This window comes from Methylobacterium sp. J-077 (genome assembly GCF_022829365.1).
Classification (GTDB): domain Bacteria; phylum Pseudomonadota; class Alphaproteobacteria; order Rhizobiales; family Beijerinckiaceae; genus Methylobacterium.
Genome location: NZ_JAKSYJ010000093.1, coordinates 106116 through 121438, shown reverse-complemented (window position 1 = coordinate 121438; position 15323 = coordinate 106116). Strand labels below are relative to the sequence as shown.

The following is a 15323-nucleotide window of genomic DNA, read 5'->3' as shown; positions in this document are numbered from 1 at the left end:
GCGCCACGCCGCGCCGGGATGGGTGCGTGCGCGGGCACCCGGTAACCACCTTCCCAGGGGAACGGCCCATTGCCGGTGGACAGGGCCGGTCTCCGTCTTCGCGCCGCCCTTGCAAGCGTCGCGAACGCCGCGCTAGGGTCCGGCCGTGGCCTGACGAGACAGGGTGTCGCACGCGGTGCGGCATCCGACGCGCATGGGTGACGCTCAAGGGTGCTGTCCGCACCGGCGGTACGGCCGGGCGGGTCTCGAGCGACCCGGAACGCACCCCGATACGGACACGGCGCGCGGGCCGCAGGGGGCGGAGGGGGACTATGGAAGCGGGCCTGAGCTGGACGGATGATCGCGTGGCGCTCTTGCGCCGGCTGTGGGAAGACGGGCAGAGCGCGAGCAAGATCGCAGCGCAGCTCGGCGGCGTCACCCGCAACGCGGTGATCGGCAAGGTGCATCGTCTCGGCCTGGGCGGCCGCGCCCGGGGTGGCGAGGAGGCTCCCGTGATCGCGCAAGCGGTGAAGGCCGTGGAGATCGAGACCGCCATCGCGGTGGTCGAGACCCAGGCGCCCGAACCGGTGGCGATCCTCTCGCATCGTCCTGCACCGGTCTTCCCGACTCCCGCCCCGGCGGCCCCGGAGCCCGTGGCGCTGTCGGTATCGCAGCGGGTCACGATCATGGACCTGCGGGAATCCATGTGCCGCTGGCCGCTGGGCGATCCGACCACGCCGGAATTCCGGTTCTGCGGCGGCCGCTCGATCACCGGGCTGCCCTACTGCACCCACCACGCCGAGATCGCCTACCAGCCGGCCGCGGAGCGCAAGCGCGACCGGCGCGTCGCCTCGTTCCGGTAACGTTCGGCCGTCTCGGCAGGCCGGAACACCGGTCTCGCCGCGATCGCGCAGGGTGCCGAGGCTGAACTGCGACTCCGGCACGAACAGGCGCGCGATATCGGCGTCCGGCGGCCCGAAGAACCGTGCGTCGTCCGGTGCCTGCGCCATCGCCGCAAAACTTGGCCAGACGGGACCACCCCGGCGCGGCCGGGGGCACCGCGCGCCGTGTCGCCCCGGCACCATCGCGTTTCAGGGATCCCCGCCGCCGGCGGCAGACCCTCATCGTTTTAAGAGAACGATATTCCACAGAATGGCCGTGCGTCAGCGACGGTGTTCCATATTCACGCGTCATCCGTGAAACGGGCAAAAAGAACTTTCGTACAGGACACTTAGCCTGATTGCCCCCAGTCCGGCGACGCGATATCGCAGCCTCCTGTCCGCCGCCCGGCCGAGGCCCCCCTTGGCACGGTCCGCCCGGACCCGACATCCGTTCGACATGAGACCAGCAGGAGTTCCGCGATGGCCGCTTCCCTCAACGCGCCGGCGAAGGTCGGCCACGGCCGTGTCTACGGCTCGATCACCGAGACCATCGGCAACACCCCGCTGGTGCGCCTCAACCGCCTGCCCAAGGAGCACGGCGTCGATGCCGAGATCCTGCTGAAGCTCGAGTTCTTCAACCCGATCGCCAGCGTGAAGGACCGGATCGGCGTCAACATGATCGACGCCCTGGAGGCCTCGGGCAAGCTGCAGCCCGGCGGCACGCTGGTCGAGCCGACCTCCGGCAATACCGGGATCGCGCTGGCCTTCGTGGCCGCGGCGCGGGGCTACCGTCTGATCCTGGTGATGCCGGAGACGATGTCCATTGAGCGGCGCAAGATGCTGGCCTTCCTGGGCGCCGAGCTGGCGCTCACCCCCGGCGCGCAGGGCATGAAGGGCGCCATCGCCAAGGCCGAGGACCTGCTGAAGGAGATCCCGGGCTCGGTGATGCCGCAGCAATTCTCGAACCCGGCCAATCCCGAGATCCACCGCAAGACCACGGCGGAAGAGATCTGGAGCGACACCGGCGGCCAGCTTGATGCCTTCGTGGCCGGCGTCGGCACCGGAGGCACCGTGACCGGCGTCGGCGAGGTGCTGAAGCCGCGCTTGCCGAACCTCAAGGTCTTTGCGGTCGAACCGGTGGAGTCGCCCGTGATCTCCGGCGGCCAGCCCGGCCCGCACAAGATCCAGGGCATCGGCGCGGGTTTCATCCCGGAGAACCTGCACATCGATATCCTGGACGGCGTGCTCAAGGTCTCCAACGATACCGCCTTCGAGACCGCGCGGGCGCTCGCCCGGCTCGAGGGCATCCCGGGCGGCATCTCCACCGGCGGCAACGTCGCCGCGGCTTTGGAACTGGCCAAGCGGCCGGAGTTCCAGGGCAAGCGGATCGTCACGATCGCCTGCTCGTTTGCCGAGCGCTACATCTCGTCGGCCCTGTTCGACGGAATCGGCTAGCGCGGCCTCGCACCGACGATGAAGCCTCAAGGCGCGCCGGTTCCGCTGGAGCCGGCGCGGCTTTCGGTATCGCGGGGCCATGCTCGGTGCGCGCTCCCGGATGAAATCGTCGGCCCGCTGAAGATATTTGGCACAGGATTTATCAATCGATCGACTGATCCAAGCGGTTTATCATCGACATATCGATGCCTTGCTTTGCGAACAGTACGATTTTTCTCGATCTTATAGTCAATATTCTCCAGCATCATTTGTGATCTGCACTGCACGCAAGAAGCCGTTCTGACGCAAATCTTGGAAAACCATCGGGCATAGGTCATCTGAATTCCGGGTCGCCGCTGGCGGCCCGACGATCGGACGGACCTACCCGCATGCGCTGCCTGCTCGTTCTCTTCAGCTGCCTCAGCGCCCAGGCTGCGCAGGCACGGGGTTTTGCCAGCCACGACCTCACCGCCTTCATCGACCCGATCAAGGTCACAATCGGCGGCAAAGCCACGGTTCAGGCGACACCGCTGAACCTGGCCCTCACCTGTGCGCCCTGCACGGGTTCACCGGCAATCGACGTGCAGATCGGAGGCTCGAACGACGGGACCGAGAAGCGCGTGCGCTCCGGGGAAACTTCCCTCGGGAAGCTCGAATCGCTCTGCATCAAGCAGAACCCCGATTGCCGCCTCTCGGCCCTGCCCGTCAGCCCGGCGATCGGCTGGATCACCGTCTATGCTCTGGAGAACGGGGGCGGCTCGACCGCCGTGATCCTGCGCGGCGGCGACCTTCTGACGATCCGGGCCAGGGCCGACAGCCCTGGGCATGCCGAGGATTCTGTCCGGGCACTGACGCAGACCATCGTCCCCAAGATCGTCGGCCCCTGAATCTGACGTACCCGCAGCGCGCGGACCGCACGGCTCCGAGGGAGCAGCGGCTCCGACGCAACCCTGGTCTCCCGCCTCCGTTGTCCCGCCACAGCGCAACGCGAGAGAGGCAAGAGCCATGGCAGAGCAGACGACACGGCCTTCGCTGAAGGACTTCAACGCCAACGCCGACCGCAACGGCCAAGATCTCGGCCAGGATTCGCCCCTCGACGTGGGACTGGCGGCCAACACGCAGGCCGACCTGAAGCGGGATCCGGCGGGTGACGCCCAGGCGGCGCGAATCGCCTCCGGCACCCCGGGCTCGGACGCCACCGACGCCACCGAGGCGGAGACGCCGCCCGAGAACCTGAGAAAGCTGCAGGGCGAGTTCGGCCAAGCTTCGGACAAGGGCTCGAGCCTGGGCGAGGCGATCGACCGGGCGACCGCTGCGGTCGGTCAGGACGACGGGAAACGCTGATGGGCAGGCTCACCAGCGGCTCCAGAACCGTCACCCGCAAGCCCGACGACACGGTCGGCTCACAGGGGGATCACCCAGCGGGCGGCGGTCACCAGACCCCCGAACAGGCGGCGATCACCGATATGGGTCCGGGCGGTGCGGCCAAGACTGAGCCCAAAGAGGGCTGGGGCGCGTCCGGCGAGGCCGGGCGCTCGCCGCCCGCCGTCGGCGGCTCGTCCGGCGGTCATTCTGACCAGAAAGCATCGCGCGGCCCGTCCGCCGACCAGAAGGTGGCCGACGGGCACGATCGCGTCGAGCGGGAGGACGAAGCGTGAGCGAGCGCGAAGATCCGAAGCTGGAGAAGCCGGCCAACGTCGCGCCTGACGCGGTGAAGGACCCGAACGAGAAGACCGACGGCAAGCCCGGGATGGGTCCAAAGGGCGATAAGACCCAGAACGACGAGACCGATCCCGGCGGCAGCTGAGGGTCTTTCAGATCGCCCGGCGTGATCGGTTCAGGAAAGCCGGAACCGGATCGGCTCGACGGCCAGCGCGACCTCATCCGGGCGGCAGCCGGTCTCGACGCAGGCGTAGCGGATCGCATCCTGCCGGGTGCGGAACAGGCCCCCTGCCCGGCCGCCGAACTCGAGGGCGACCCAATGGCCTTCGCAATCCTGGCCGACGCGATAGGGGAGAGCTGCCGGGCGGACCGGCAGACTGGCATTCGACGGCACGGGCATTGGGATCACGGGGTTCACGCGGCCCATCCGGGACCTCGCTGCCGAGCCGGGAAGCTCGGCAGGACGGCCCGATGGGTCAACCGGGGATCGGTGTAAGGTCCCCAACGGCAACCGGGCCTGAGTGCCCGGTTGCCCGTTATTCAGCTCAAGCGGCGGTGTCCTTCGACGAACGCTCGACGCGCTTGCGGTCGTTCGGGTCGAGCACGGTCTTGCGCAAGCGAATCGACTTCGGCGTCACCTCGACAAGCTCGTCGTCCTGGATCCAGGCCAGCGAGCGCTCCAGGGTCATCCGGATCGGCGGCGTCAGGCGCACGGCCTCGTCCTTCGAGGTGGTGCGGATGTTGGTGAGCTTCTTGCCCTTGAGCACGTTCACCTCGAGATCGTTCTCGCGGTTGTGCTCGCCGATGATCATGCCCTGATAGACCTTCCAGCCCGGCTCGATCATCATCGGGCCGCGGTCTTCGAGGTTCCACATGGCGTAAGCGACCGCCTCGCCCTTGTCGTTGGAGATCAGCACGCCGTTGCGGCGGCCGGCGATCTCACCTTTGAACGGCTCGTAGGCCTTGAACAGGCGGTTCATGATCGCCGTGCCGCGGGTATCGGTGAGCAATTCGCCCTGGTAGCCGATCAGGCCGCGGGTCGGGGCGTGGAACACGAGGCGCAGGCGATCACCGCCCGAAGGCCGCATCTCCAGCATCTCGGCTTTGCGCTCGGACATCTTCTGGACGACGACGCCCGAATGCTCCTCGTCGACGTCGATCACGACCTCTTCGATCGGCTCCAGGAGTTCGCCATTCTCGTCTTTCTCGTAGACGACCCGAGGACGCGAGACCGCGATCTCGAAGCCCTCCCGGCGCATGGTCTCGATCAGGATGGCGAGCTGCAATTCACCGCGACCGGACACATAGAACGAGTCCTTGTCGGCGGCTTCCTCGATCTTCAGCGTGACGTTGCCTTCACCCTCCTTGAACAGGCGGTCGCGGATCATCCGGCTGGTGACTTTATCGCCCTCGGTGCCGGCGAGCGGCGAGTCGTTGACGATGAACGACATGGTCACGGTCGGCGGATCGATCGGCTGCGCCTGGATCGGCGTATCCACCTGCGGGTCGCAGAACGTGTCGGCCACGGTGCCCTTGATCAGGCCCGCGATGGAGACGATGTCGCCCGCCTCGCCGATATCGATCGGCGCGCGCTCCAGGCCCCGGAAGGCGAGGATCTTCGAGACGCGACCGGTCTCGACCACCTTGCCGTCCCGCGACAGCACCTTGATCTGCTGGTTCGGCTTGACGGTGCCCGACGCGATGCGGCCGGTGATGATCCGGCCGAGGAACGGGTTGGCCTCGAGCAGCGTGCCGAGCATCCGGAACGGGCCCTCCTCGACACGCGCCGGCGGCACGTGCTTGAGCACGAGTTCGAACAGCGGCTTCAGGCCGACCGACGGGTCGGCCTCGGGGCTGTCGGCCATCCAGCCGTTGCGGCCGGAGCCGTACAGGATCGGGAAGTCGAGCTGGTCGTCGGTGGCGTCGAGCGCCGCGAACAGGTCGAACACCTCGTTCACGACCTCGGTGATGCGCGCGTCCGGACGGTCGACCTTGTTGATCGCCACGATCGGGCGCAGGCCAATCTTGAGCGCCTTGCCAACCACGAACTTGGTCTGGGGCATCGGCCCCTCGGCGGCGTCCACCAGCACGATCACGCCGTCGACCATCGACAGGATGCGCTCGACCTCGCCGCCGAAATCGGCGTGGCCGGGGGTGTCGACGATGTTGACCCGGGTGTCGTCCCAGACGACCGAGGTCGCCTTGGCCAGGATCGTGATGCCACGCTCCTTCTCCAAGTCGTTGGAGTCCATCGCCCGCTCCTCGACCCGCTGATTCTCGCGGAAGGTGCCGGACTGGGCCAGCAGCTTGTCGACGAGCGTCGTCTTGCCGTGGTCGACGTGGGCAATGATGGCGATGTTGCGTAGATTCATGGCGGCCCGAAACGGGTTGTGCCGGCTCCCTGGCGGCCGCGCGGCGCGGCCGTCCGCGCCGGGTGAGGTACGGTCGAGGTGGTTGCGTCGCAATATAAGCCCGCGGGCCCCGCGGCAAGGCCGGCGCACGCATGCCGATGGAGCGCGGGCCTCGCGTACCCCACTAAACCACACGTGGTAGCGGACATTCTGCGGCGGGGAAGAACCTGCTCCCCAGCGCCCGCGCCCCATCGTAGCCGGGGCTGCTCGTGTACCGTAAGCCGACCGGCCATGCCGATGGTGGCGATTCGTCGCCCCAAGCCGAAGTCAAAACTTCCGGGTCCGCGGGGACTGTGCAGCAACCGCGTCCGCAACGGGGGATGCTGCCGCCGGGCCCGCATGCCCTATATGACGACGCGATGACACTGCCCGCTAGCACCGGGTCCGCGTCGACGCGGCTGGATGGTTGGCTCCGCCTGCCGCCAAGCCTGTTGAAGCGAACCGCATCGTTCGGTGGCGTTTTCGCTCAGATCCGTGCGGAGGCGCACACCGAGCCGGCACCATTTTCGCCAGGAGAGACCTTTGCCGGACGTTCCCGATGCGCGAGCTTGAGCCGCGGCTCTTTTCCTACATCTGGCGCTACTCCAAGGCCGAACAGCTCAAGATCTGCGCGGTCGTCCTGGCGTCGTTGCCGTTCTACTTCGCCTCGCTGGACCTGCCCAAGCGCATCGTCAACGATGCCATAACCGGCAAGGCCTTCGCGCACGGCGAGGCGACGGCGCCTTTTCTGGAGATCACGGTTGATTGGCCGGACCTGCTCGGCGGCGGGACGACCCGGCTGTTCGAGGGGTTCCAGTTCGACCGGTTCGAGCTGCTTCTTGGGCTCTCGACCCTGTTCCTGATGCTCGTGCTCATCAACGGCGCGTTCAAGTTCTACATCAATCTGCAGAAGGGCATCCTCGGCGAGCGCATGCTCCGGCGCCTGCGCTTCCAGCTGTTCTCGCTGATGCTGCGCTTCACCCCTGAGGCGCAGCGCGAGGTGAAATCCTCCGAGACGGCGACGATTATCCGCGACGAGGTCGAGCCGATCGGCTCGTTCATCGGCGACGCGATCGTGGTGCCGGTTTTCCTCGGCACCCAGGCGGCCACCGCGCTCGCCTTCATCATGATGCAGAACATCTGGCTCGGCCTCGCTGCCGGCGGGATGGTGGCGGTGCAGATGACCGTAATCCCGCGGCTGCGGCGGCAGATCATTCTGCTCAGCCGCCAGCGCCAGATCGCGTCGCGCAACCTCGCCGGCCGGGTCGCCGAGGTGCTCGACGGCCTGCCGGCGGTGACGCTCAACGATACCGGCCGCTGGGAGCGGGCCGAGATCGGCGGCCGGCTCTACAGCCTGTACGACCTGCGCCTGCGCATTTACCGGCGGAAATTCGCGGTCAAATACCTCAATAACCTGCTCGCGCAGATCACGCCGTTCCTGTTCTACGCCATTGGCGGCGTGTTCGCCCTCAAGGGCGAGCTCGATATCGGTCAGCTCGTGGCGGTGCTCGCCGCCTATCGCGACCTGCCGCCGCCCCTGAAGGAGCTCATTGACTGGGACCAGCAGCGCCTCGACGTTGAGGTGAAGTACGAGACCGTGGCGGCCCATTTCGGGCCGCAGCGTCTCCAGCCCGCGGAACGGGAGAAACAGGGCGCACTGCCGCTGCTCGGCAGCCCGCTGCGGGTCGAAGCCTTGGCGCTGCGCGACCCGCAGGGCGGGCTGCCGATCGAGATCGGCGATGTCCAGGCCGCGCTGCCGGGCCAGTTCGGCTTAGTCCAGCCCGGCCCGATCGCGCAGGAATTCGCACGGGCGCTCGCGGGCCTGCGGGTTCCGACCAGCGGCTCGATCCGGATCGGCGACCACGATTTGTCGACCTTGCCGCGGTCGATCCGGGCCCGCCGCATCGCCTTCGCGGATCTCGAACCGGTCCTGTTCCCCGGGACGGTGCGCGACAACCTGCTGTACGGGCTGCGGGTCAAACCCCTGCGCACGACGAGCCTCGACCTGAGCAAGGCGCGGATCAACGAGGCGGTGAAGACCGGCAATCCCGCCGACAGCATCGACGATCCGTGGATCGACTACGCCAAGTTCGGCGTCCGCGACGCTCGGGAATTCGACGAACGCCTGCTCGACCTGCTCTTCCAGCTCGATCTCGGCGACGACCTGTACCGGTTCGGCCTCGGCGCCCTCAGCACGGTGGTCCATGACACGCCGGCGGGCCAGCGCATGATCGCCGCCCGGGAGCATCTGCGCGAGCACTTCGCCCGGAGCGGGCTCGCCGACCTCGTGATCCCGTTCTCGCGCGGCAGCTACAACGCGCAGGCGACAGTGGCCGAGAACCTGATGTTCGGGGTGCCGCGCGACCCAGCCCTGACGGATCCGCGACGGCTGGCGGGCGTGCGGCTGTTCCGCGAAGCGCTGGAGCGGGCGAAGCTTTTGGACGAACTCGACCGGATGGGCGTGGCGATCGCCCAGAACCTCAAGGACATCTTCGCCGACGTGCCGCCGGGCCACCCGCTGTTCCGGCGCTTCTCGCTGATCACCCCGGATGCCCTGCCCGAGTATCTGAGCCGGCTCGCCCGCCTGCCCGCGGAAGGGCGCCTGAACGAGGCGGACAGCGTGGCGTTCCTGGCGCTCGCGCTCGCCTATGTCGAGCCGCGGATGCGCTTCGGCCTGCTCGACCAGCCGCGCAAGCTCCGGATCGTGGGCGCGCGGGGCGTGGTGCAGGCATTCATGCACGGCCACGACGGCTGCGATATCGAATCCTACGATCCAAACCGCATCAATCCACGCAGCACCGTGCTCGACAACCTGCTGTTCGGCCGCATCGACACGGCGCGGATGCACGGCGAGCAGATCATCCAGCGCGAGGCCCGGGCGGTGTTCCGCCAGTTCGACCTGGAGCGCCCGATCCAGCGGCGCGGCCTCGACAAGCAGGTTGGCAATCGCGGCCAGCTCCTCACCGACCGCGTGCGCGTCCGGATCGGCTTGGCCCGCGCCCTGCTGCGCGATCCGGAGATCCTGGTGGTCGACCGGGTCAGCGAGCAGCTGGAGCGCGGCGCGGAGACGTTGCTCGAGGTGACGGCGGCTTTCCTGCCCCGCGGCAGTCTGGTGGCGAGCGTGTCCAGCGAGGCCGAGGCCGCACGCTTCCCCACGCGGCTGTCGCTCCGCCAAGTCGAAGCTCGCCTGCGCAACGCCGCCGAGTGATCCGGACGGCCCGGTGCCGCGACGCACGACCCGGACCGCGCGGCGGTTTACACTGCGGCCCGTCTCCGGCACAGGATCGCCCCACATGCCTGTATCAACGGATGCGATCGCGAGCCTGGACCGGACGTGTCCGAGCCTCGCCGGCCTACCGCGCCTGGTGCCGCCGCACCCGGTCCCGGCGGCGCGCGAGCTGCCGCTGTCGGCCTATCTGCGCTCGATCCGCGACAATGGACTGGCCGGGTTTCCCAAGCGCGCCTTCGAGGAGCCGATCACCCGCCGCAGCCTGCTCGGGCGGTCGAGCTACGTCCTGAACGAGCCGGAGGCGATCCGCCATTTTCTGGTTGAGAATCAGGCCAACTACGCCCGCACCACAGGCACGGTGCGGATCCTGCGCCCGATCCTGGGCGACGGCCTGCTGATCAGCGAAGGCTCGGCCTGGCGCCACCAGCGCCGGACCCTGGCGCCAGCCTTCACGCCCCGGGCGATCGACGGGCTGGTGCCCCACATCGCTGCCGCCGTCGATGACGGGATGGCACGGATCGTCGCCGAGGCGTCCGAGGGGCCGATCGACCTGTTCACGGCGTTCCACCGCCTGGCGCTCGAGATCGCCGGGCGCAGCATGTTCTCGGTCGGGATGGATCAGTATGGCGAGGAGCTGCGCGCGTTCATCGCCGAGTACAGCGTCAAGATCGGCCGCCCCCATCTCTCCGACATCGTGATCCCGCCGGGCTGGCCGGTGCCGCTCGACTGGTCTCGGGCTCGATTCCGGCGGCGCTGGATCCCGTTCCTCGACCGGATCATCGCGGCGCGTCAGGCCGCGACGCGGGAGGCGGCCCATTCCGGCGATCTGCTAGACCTGCTCGCCACGGCCCGCAATCCGGATACCGGCGCCCCGTTCAGTGCCGCCGAACTGCGCGACCAGGTCGCCACCATGATCCTGGCGGGACACGAGACCACGGCCGGCACGCTGTTCTGGGCCGCCTACATGCTGGCGCTCGCCCCCGAACTGCAGGAGCGCCTGGCCGCCGAGGCGCGGGCGGCCGACCTCATCAACCCGACCGGTTGCCAGGGCGACGGTCGGTTGCCGCTGATTCGGGCGACGGTGGACGAGACTTTGCGCCTCTACCCGGCGGCCTTCGTGATCGTCCGCCGGGCGCTCGGCCCAGATACGATCGCGGGCCATCCGGTGAAGAAGGGCGATATCGTGATGGTGAGCCCCTGGGTGCTCCACCGGCACCGGGCGCTCTGGTCCGACCCGGAAGCCTTCGATCCAAGCCGCTTCCTGCCCGGGGCGAAGCCGCCGGCGCGCTTCTCCTACCTGCCGTTCGGCGCGGGCCCACGGGTCTGCATCGGCGCTCAGTTCGCGCTGATCGAGTCGGTGCTGTCGCTGGCGCGGCTGCTGGGGCGGTTCCAACTGGTGCTGGAGGACCGGGCGCCGATCCTGCCGCACGCGGTGGTCACCACCCAGCCGCAGCGCTTCGCCAAGTTCCGGCTGATCCCGCGGGATCCGGTCGGCCCCTGATCCCCGTTCTCGCCCGAACGCGAGCGATCTGGCTTTATGGCGGTGGAGGTCAAAAAAGCCGCGCCCGGCTCAACGGGCGCGGCTCGCGCAGGTTCGTGTCGGCGGAGACGATCCCCGGTCCGGCTCAAGCGGCCTTCTTGGCTGCCGGCTTCCGCCCGGCCCCGTTCGCCGCGACCTCGGCGAGCTTGGCCGCCAGTTTGGCATCGAGCTTGGCCGAGACGCCGAGCGGCAGCTCGATGTCGAGGCCCAGCGTCGAGACGCCCTCGCCGCGCTCCAGGGTGACCTTCACCTTGTCAGCTTCCACCGAGACGTGGTTGGCGATCACCGCCAGGATCTCGTCGCGGAGCTGCATCACCAGATCGGGGCGACCCGACTCGGCGCGCTCGTGGGCGAGGATCAGCTGCAGGCGGTCGCGGGCGACCGCGCCGGAATTGCGCTTCTGGAAGATGCCCAGGATGCTCATGCCGCCCTCCGCATGAACAGCTTGTCGAGGAAGGACTTGCGCTCGGTCGGCATGCTCATCGGCACGGCCTCGCCCTTCAGCCGGCGTGCCGCATCGGCGTAGGCCCGTGCCGGGGCGCAGAGGGGGTTGTTGAGGGTGACCGGGCAGCCGAGGTTCGAGGCGCGCAGCACCTCCTGGCTCTCCGGGATGATCGCCAGCAGCGGGATCGACAGGATGTCGAGCACGTCCTCGGTCTTGAGCATGTCGCCGCGGTCGGCCCGCATGGGGTCGTAGCGGGTGAGGATCAGGTGCTTCTCCATCTCCTCGCCCTTCTCCGCCTTGGCGGTCTTGGAATCGAGCAGCCCGATGATCCGGTCGGAGTCGCGCACCGAGGAGACCTCGGGGTTGGTCACGACAACCGCCACGTCGGCATGGTGCATGGCGAGCTGGGCCCCGCGCTCGATGCCGGCCGGCGAGTCGCACACCACCCAGTCGAACCGCTCGCGCAGCTCTTCCATCACCCGGGCGACGCCGACATCGGTGAGCGCGTCCTTGTCGCGAGTCTGTGAGGCCGGCAGCAGGTGCAGGGTGTCGAGGCGCTTGTCCTTGATCAGGGCCTGCGGCAGCTTGGCGTCGCCGTTGACCACGTTGATGAGGTCGTAGACCACCCGGCGCTCGGCGCCCATGACCAAGTCGAGGTTGCGCAAGCCGACGTCGAAATCGACGACGCACACGCTCTGCCCGCCCTGCGCCAGGGCCGCTCCGAGGGCCGCGGTCGTCGTCGTCTTGCCGACGCCGCCCTTGCCCGATGTGACGACGAGAACCTTTGCCACGCGTCGATCTCCCTGATTTCTAAGCTTGCGCTAGTCTAAGCTTGCCATTCGGATGTTGCCGCCATCGAGCCAGACCTGAGCGGCCTTGCCGCGCAGGGCCGTGCCCATGTCCTCCGCCGTCCGCACGAGGCGGTCGATCCCCAGCAACTCGGGCTCGAATTTGCGGCAGTAGATTCGGGCCCGCGGATTGCGCGCCGCACCTGCGATCGCGCGGCCCCGCAGGGCGCCGTAGACGTGGATCGAGCCGCCCGCGAGGATCTCGGCCCCCGAGGAGACGGAGCCCATCACGGTGACGTCGCCGGTGGGGTTGATCACGCTCTGTCCGGAGCGGACAGAGCCCTCGACGGTGATCGAAGTGACCACCTGCGGCTCCGGCTCGGCGGGGGCGGCCGGGATCTCGACCCGCTCCGACGGACGCCCCTGCACCAGCAGCGGCGGAAATCCGGACGCGACGGTATCGATCCCTTCGATCCCCAGGACCGCGATGCCACGGGCCTTGAGCTCGGCCATTAACGTTTCGAGCGCGTCCGGCTCGGGCTTGAGCTGGGCGCAGTCCAGGATCACGGCCCGGCCTTTCAGCAGGGTCGGCGAGCGCTTGAGCGCCGCGTCGAGGCCCGCGAGCCACTCGGGCAGCGGCGGCTCGGGGGTGAGGGCCAGGCCCTTGAACGCCCGCCCGCGAAGGCTGAGCGGCCGGGGCGCGGGAGCCGCCGCTGGGGCGGTCTTCGGGTCGTCGATCGGCTCGGGGAGGGTTTCGCTCATGTCGGCCCGTTAAGAGTCCTTACCGGACCATTGACGGCGTGCATGGTTACCGAAGGGTTAAGGTTTGGATCCGGTCGGCAAATTCTGCCGGGATCCTGGTATCGATAGAGCTTGGGGCCTGTGCGGCCGGGCCGCCGCAATCGCCTTGCAACCTGCAGCATTGGGGCCGGGCGGCGCGGATCAACCGTGCGAACGCGCTGGGTCAATCTACCTTAAGCTTATGTCAAATAACAATTTTCCATAGATGCCGCGGTCGAACGCATCGGTGCCGTGACTTCCGAACTCGGATCGACCGTAGGCTAAAGGACAACGCGCGTTTCGCCTTCTGAGGGCAAAAATTTCGGTTCGCCGAATTGTGGACTTGGTCCCTGATGACCAGTCGGAACCCGCGTTTCGAACATACCCGTATGCGGCAGCCCTCGGAATCCGGTCGCTACGACCGTGATCGTGACGCGCGCTCATCCATCATCGACAACGTTCAATACTGCAATGCACTAGGTTGCCGCCTCGGCATACGGTCTCTGAATCAGGGACGCACGGCAGCTTTCACCATCATCGCGAGCGTCGCGGAGAAACCCATCGAAAGGCGCCCCGGACCTTCGTGTCCCCGGTTTGCTTGGCGACGCTCGCGATGACGGCGAGGGACGATAGACCGACCGATTCAATGAAAAACCGATCTCAGAAACCCGCTTCCTTCTGGTGCCGTAAAGCCAGGATCGTGACCACATCGGCATCCACGCGGTAGCGGGCCACGTAACCGCTATTTCCGAAATCAATCAGCCAGTCTCGGTATTGCTCGGGCAAGTTCTCGATCGTTCGGCCCATGCGGGGATGCGCACCGAGGTCTTGCACGCCCTGGACGATCGCTTCACCGGCTCGCTTAGCGGCCGCAGGGCTCTTGGGACGCAGGAATGCACGGAGCCGTTCGAGGTCTCTGAGTGCCGCCGGGGCGAAGACTACTCGTGGCATTCCGGGGACGGGAGCTCGTTCTCGGAGCCCCAGCTCGCCAGCCACGTCTCGACCTCCTCGGCCGTCGCGTGGAGACCGGTGGCCTGGAAATCCTCCCAGGCATCGAGCGTGTCTCTCCGCAGCGCCTCGCGCTTCTCCTCGCGCTCCACGTACTGCATGATCGCTTCACGCATGATCCAGTGCGGCGTGCGGCGGCGGATCTCTGCGAGATGCCGGACCCGACCTTTCAGCGTGTCATCGAGCTCGATCGATGTCGGTGCAGCCATGATCTGCCCCTTCCGGCGGAGGTAATACCTTCAACTACTATCGCCGCCCTTGGGTCGCTGTCCATGCGCTGGGAGGTGCAGCCGATGCGGCAGCGAATGCCCGATCGGCATCGCAGCCGTGCCCTCACCCCCGCTCGAACAAACCCAGCTTGATCGCATCCGCCACCAATCGCACCTCCACGGCCTGACCCCGGAAAACCGGGTCGAGGTCGTCGGCGGCGCGGTAGAGGCCGTCGATCGCCACCAGTTCCGGCTCGAACCGGCGACACCAGATCCGCGCGCCAGGGTCGCCGGCGGCGCCCGCTACGGCGCGGCCGCGCAGGGCGCCGTAGACGTGGATCGAGCCACCCGCGATCACCTCGGCGCCCGAGGCCACGGCGCCCAGCACGGTCACGTCGCCTTCGAGATGCAGCACGGTCTGGCCCGAGCGCACCGGCGCGTCGAGGATCAGCGAGCGCGCGGCGCCCTCTTTGGACGCCGGCTCGGGCGGCGCATCTGCGTCCGGCATTGCGATCTCGCCCACCGGGCGGCCACCCGACAGGGCCGGCGGCAATTCGGGGGTGAGGATCGACGGTGGCGCGCCCTCGATGCCCAGGATCGCGATCCTGCGGGCGGCGAGTTCCGCCAGCAGGCCGTCGAGATCCTCCCGGGTGAGCTTCAGACCGGCGAGGTCGAGGATCACCGGGCGGCCAGCGAAGAAGTTGGGCGCGCGCCGGTTCAGGGCGTCGAGGTCGCCGAACCAATCGGCCACGGGCGGCACGGGAGCCAGCACGGTGGCCATGAAGGAGCGGCCCCGGAAGCGGATCGGCGGGCGCGCCGGCTCGGATGTCGGCTGGGTCACGGGCGTTTTCGGTGTCGCGAGGATGTCACCTGCATCCATGCGGCGTGGCCGCGCCCGGGGCAATCCCGCAAACCCCGGTGTGACGCCTTGCTCGGGCCGCAGGCGCGTTTCTGTTGTAGAGAGGTGCCGCAGCCGAG

General features: G+C 68.1%; 16 protein-coding genes. 8 read left to right on the top strand and 8 right to left on the bottom strand.

Going from position 1 to position 15323, the window contains the following annotated elements:
• The first annotated feature begins 311 nt into the window (after nucleotides 1–311).
• From MKL11_RS07255 to MKL11_RS07230, 6 genes are all read left to right on the top strand, one after another.
• Nucleotides 312–842: a GcrA family cell cycle regulator gene (locus MKL11_RS07255; protein ID WP_243941697.1), complete on the top strand. Its 531-nt coding sequence runs from the start codon at nucleotides 312–314 to the stop codon at nucleotides 840–842.
• Between the two features lie 498 nt (nucleotides 843–1340).
• Nucleotides 1341–2315: a cysteine synthase A gene (gene cysK / locus MKL11_RS07250; protein ID WP_243941695.1), complete on the top strand. Its 975-nt coding sequence runs from the start codon at nucleotides 1341–1343 to the stop codon at nucleotides 2313–2315.
• Between the two features lie 368 nt (nucleotides 2316–2683).
• Entirely contained in the window at nucleotides 2684–3181 is a 498-nt protein-coding gene (locus tag MKL11_RS07245) for a hypothetical protein (RefSeq protein ID WP_243941692.1), read from the top strand.
• Nucleotides 3182–3299: 118 nt separating this feature from the next.
• Complete coding sequence (locus MKL11_RS07240; RefSeq protein ID WP_243941691.1) at nucleotides 3300–3638, top strand: hypothetical protein; 339 nt, start codon at nucleotides 3300–3302, stop codon at nucleotides 3636–3638.
• Nucleotides 3638–3952, top strand: a complete 315-nt coding sequence (locus tag MKL11_RS07235) for a hypothetical protein (protein ID WP_243941689.1) — start codon at nucleotides 3638–3640, stop codon at nucleotides 3950–3952. The genes MKL11_RS07240 and MKL11_RS07235 overlap by 1 nt, the downstream gene beginning before the upstream one ends.
• Nucleotides 3949–4101, top strand: a complete 153-nt coding sequence (locus MKL11_RS07230) for a hypothetical protein (RefSeq protein WP_243941687.1) — start codon at nucleotides 3949–3951, stop codon at nucleotides 4099–4101. Before MKL11_RS07235 ends, MKL11_RS07230 begins: the two co-directional genes overlap by 4 nt.
• Nucleotides 4102–4131: 30 nt before the next feature.
• Here the strand turns inward: MKL11_RS07230 and MKL11_RS07225 are convergent, their stop codons facing one another.
• Together MKL11_RS07225 and typA are read right to left on the bottom strand one after the other, a co-directional pair.
• Nucleotides 4132–4383: an RAG2 PHD domain containing protein gene (locus MKL11_RS07225; protein ID WP_409565823.1), complete on the bottom strand. Its 252-nt coding sequence runs from the start codon at nucleotides 4381–4383 to the stop codon at nucleotides 4132–4134.
• Nucleotides 4384–4501: 118 nt separating this feature from the next.
• Nucleotides 4502–6328: a translational GTPase TypA gene (typA, locus tag MKL11_RS07220; protein WP_243941685.1), complete on the bottom strand. Its 1827-nt coding sequence runs from the start codon at nucleotides 6326–6328 to the stop codon at nucleotides 4502–4504.
• Between the two features lie 577 nt (nucleotides 6329–6905).
• On the opposite strand from typA, the gene MKL11_RS07215 reads away from it, so the two are divergent.
• Together MKL11_RS07215 and MKL11_RS07210 are read left to right on the top strand one after the other, a co-directional pair.
• Nucleotides 6906–9554: an ABC transporter transmembrane domain-containing protein gene (locus MKL11_RS07215; RefSeq protein WP_243941683.1), complete on the top strand. Its 2649-nt coding sequence runs from the start codon at nucleotides 6906–6908 to the stop codon at nucleotides 9552–9554.
• Nucleotides 9555–9639: 85 nt separating this feature from the next.
• Nucleotides 9640–11076, top strand: coding sequence for a cytochrome P450 (locus MKL11_RS07210; RefSeq protein ID WP_243941681.1), 1437 nt, complete (start codon nucleotides 9640–9642; stop codon nucleotides 11074–11076).
• 124 nt (nucleotides 11077–11200) lie between these two features.
• On the opposite strand, the gene minE is transcribed toward MKL11_RS07210, so the two are convergent.
• From minE to minC (MKL11_RS07180), 6 genes are all read right to left on the bottom strand, one after another.
• Nucleotides 11201–11539 carry a cell division topological specificity factor MinE gene (gene minE, locus MKL11_RS07205; RefSeq protein ID WP_243941678.1) on the bottom strand — a complete coding sequence of 113 codons (339 nt, stop codon included), beginning with the start codon at nucleotides 11537–11539 and terminating at the stop codon, nucleotides 11201–11203.
• The gene (gene minD / locus MKL11_RS07200; RefSeq protein ID WP_243941676.1) at nucleotides 11536–12351 is read right to left on the bottom strand and encodes a septum site-determining protein MinD; all 816 of its coding nucleotides are present in this window, start codon (nucleotides 12349–12351) and stop codon (nucleotides 11536–11538) included. The genes minE and minD overlap by 4 nt, the downstream gene beginning before the upstream one ends.
• Before the next feature lie 30 nt (nucleotides 12352–12381).
• The gene (gene minC / locus MKL11_RS07195; RefSeq protein WP_243941675.1) at nucleotides 12382–13110 is read right to left on the bottom strand and encodes a septum site-determining protein MinC; all 729 of its coding nucleotides are present in this window, start codon (nucleotides 13108–13110) and stop codon (nucleotides 12382–12384) included.
• A 678-nt stretch (nucleotides 13111–13788) separates the two neighbouring features.
• The gene (locus MKL11_RS07190) at nucleotides 13789–14079 is read right to left on the bottom strand and encodes a type II toxin-antitoxin system RelE/ParE family toxin (protein ID WP_243941673.1); all 291 of its coding nucleotides are present in this window, start codon (nucleotides 14077–14079) and stop codon (nucleotides 13789–13791) included.
• Nucleotides 14067–14345, bottom strand: a complete 279-nt coding sequence (locus tag MKL11_RS07185; protein WP_243941671.1) for a CopG family ribbon-helix-helix protein — start codon at nucleotides 14343–14345, stop codon at nucleotides 14067–14069. Before MKL11_RS07185 ends, MKL11_RS07190 begins: the two co-directional genes overlap by 13 nt.
• Nucleotides 14346–14469: 124 nt before the next feature.
• Nucleotides 14470–15225, bottom strand: a complete 756-nt coding sequence (minC, locus tag MKL11_RS07180; RefSeq protein ID WP_243941669.1) for a septum site-determining protein MinC — start codon at nucleotides 15223–15225, stop codon at nucleotides 14470–14472.
• Nucleotides 15226–15323 lie beyond the last annotated feature (98 nt).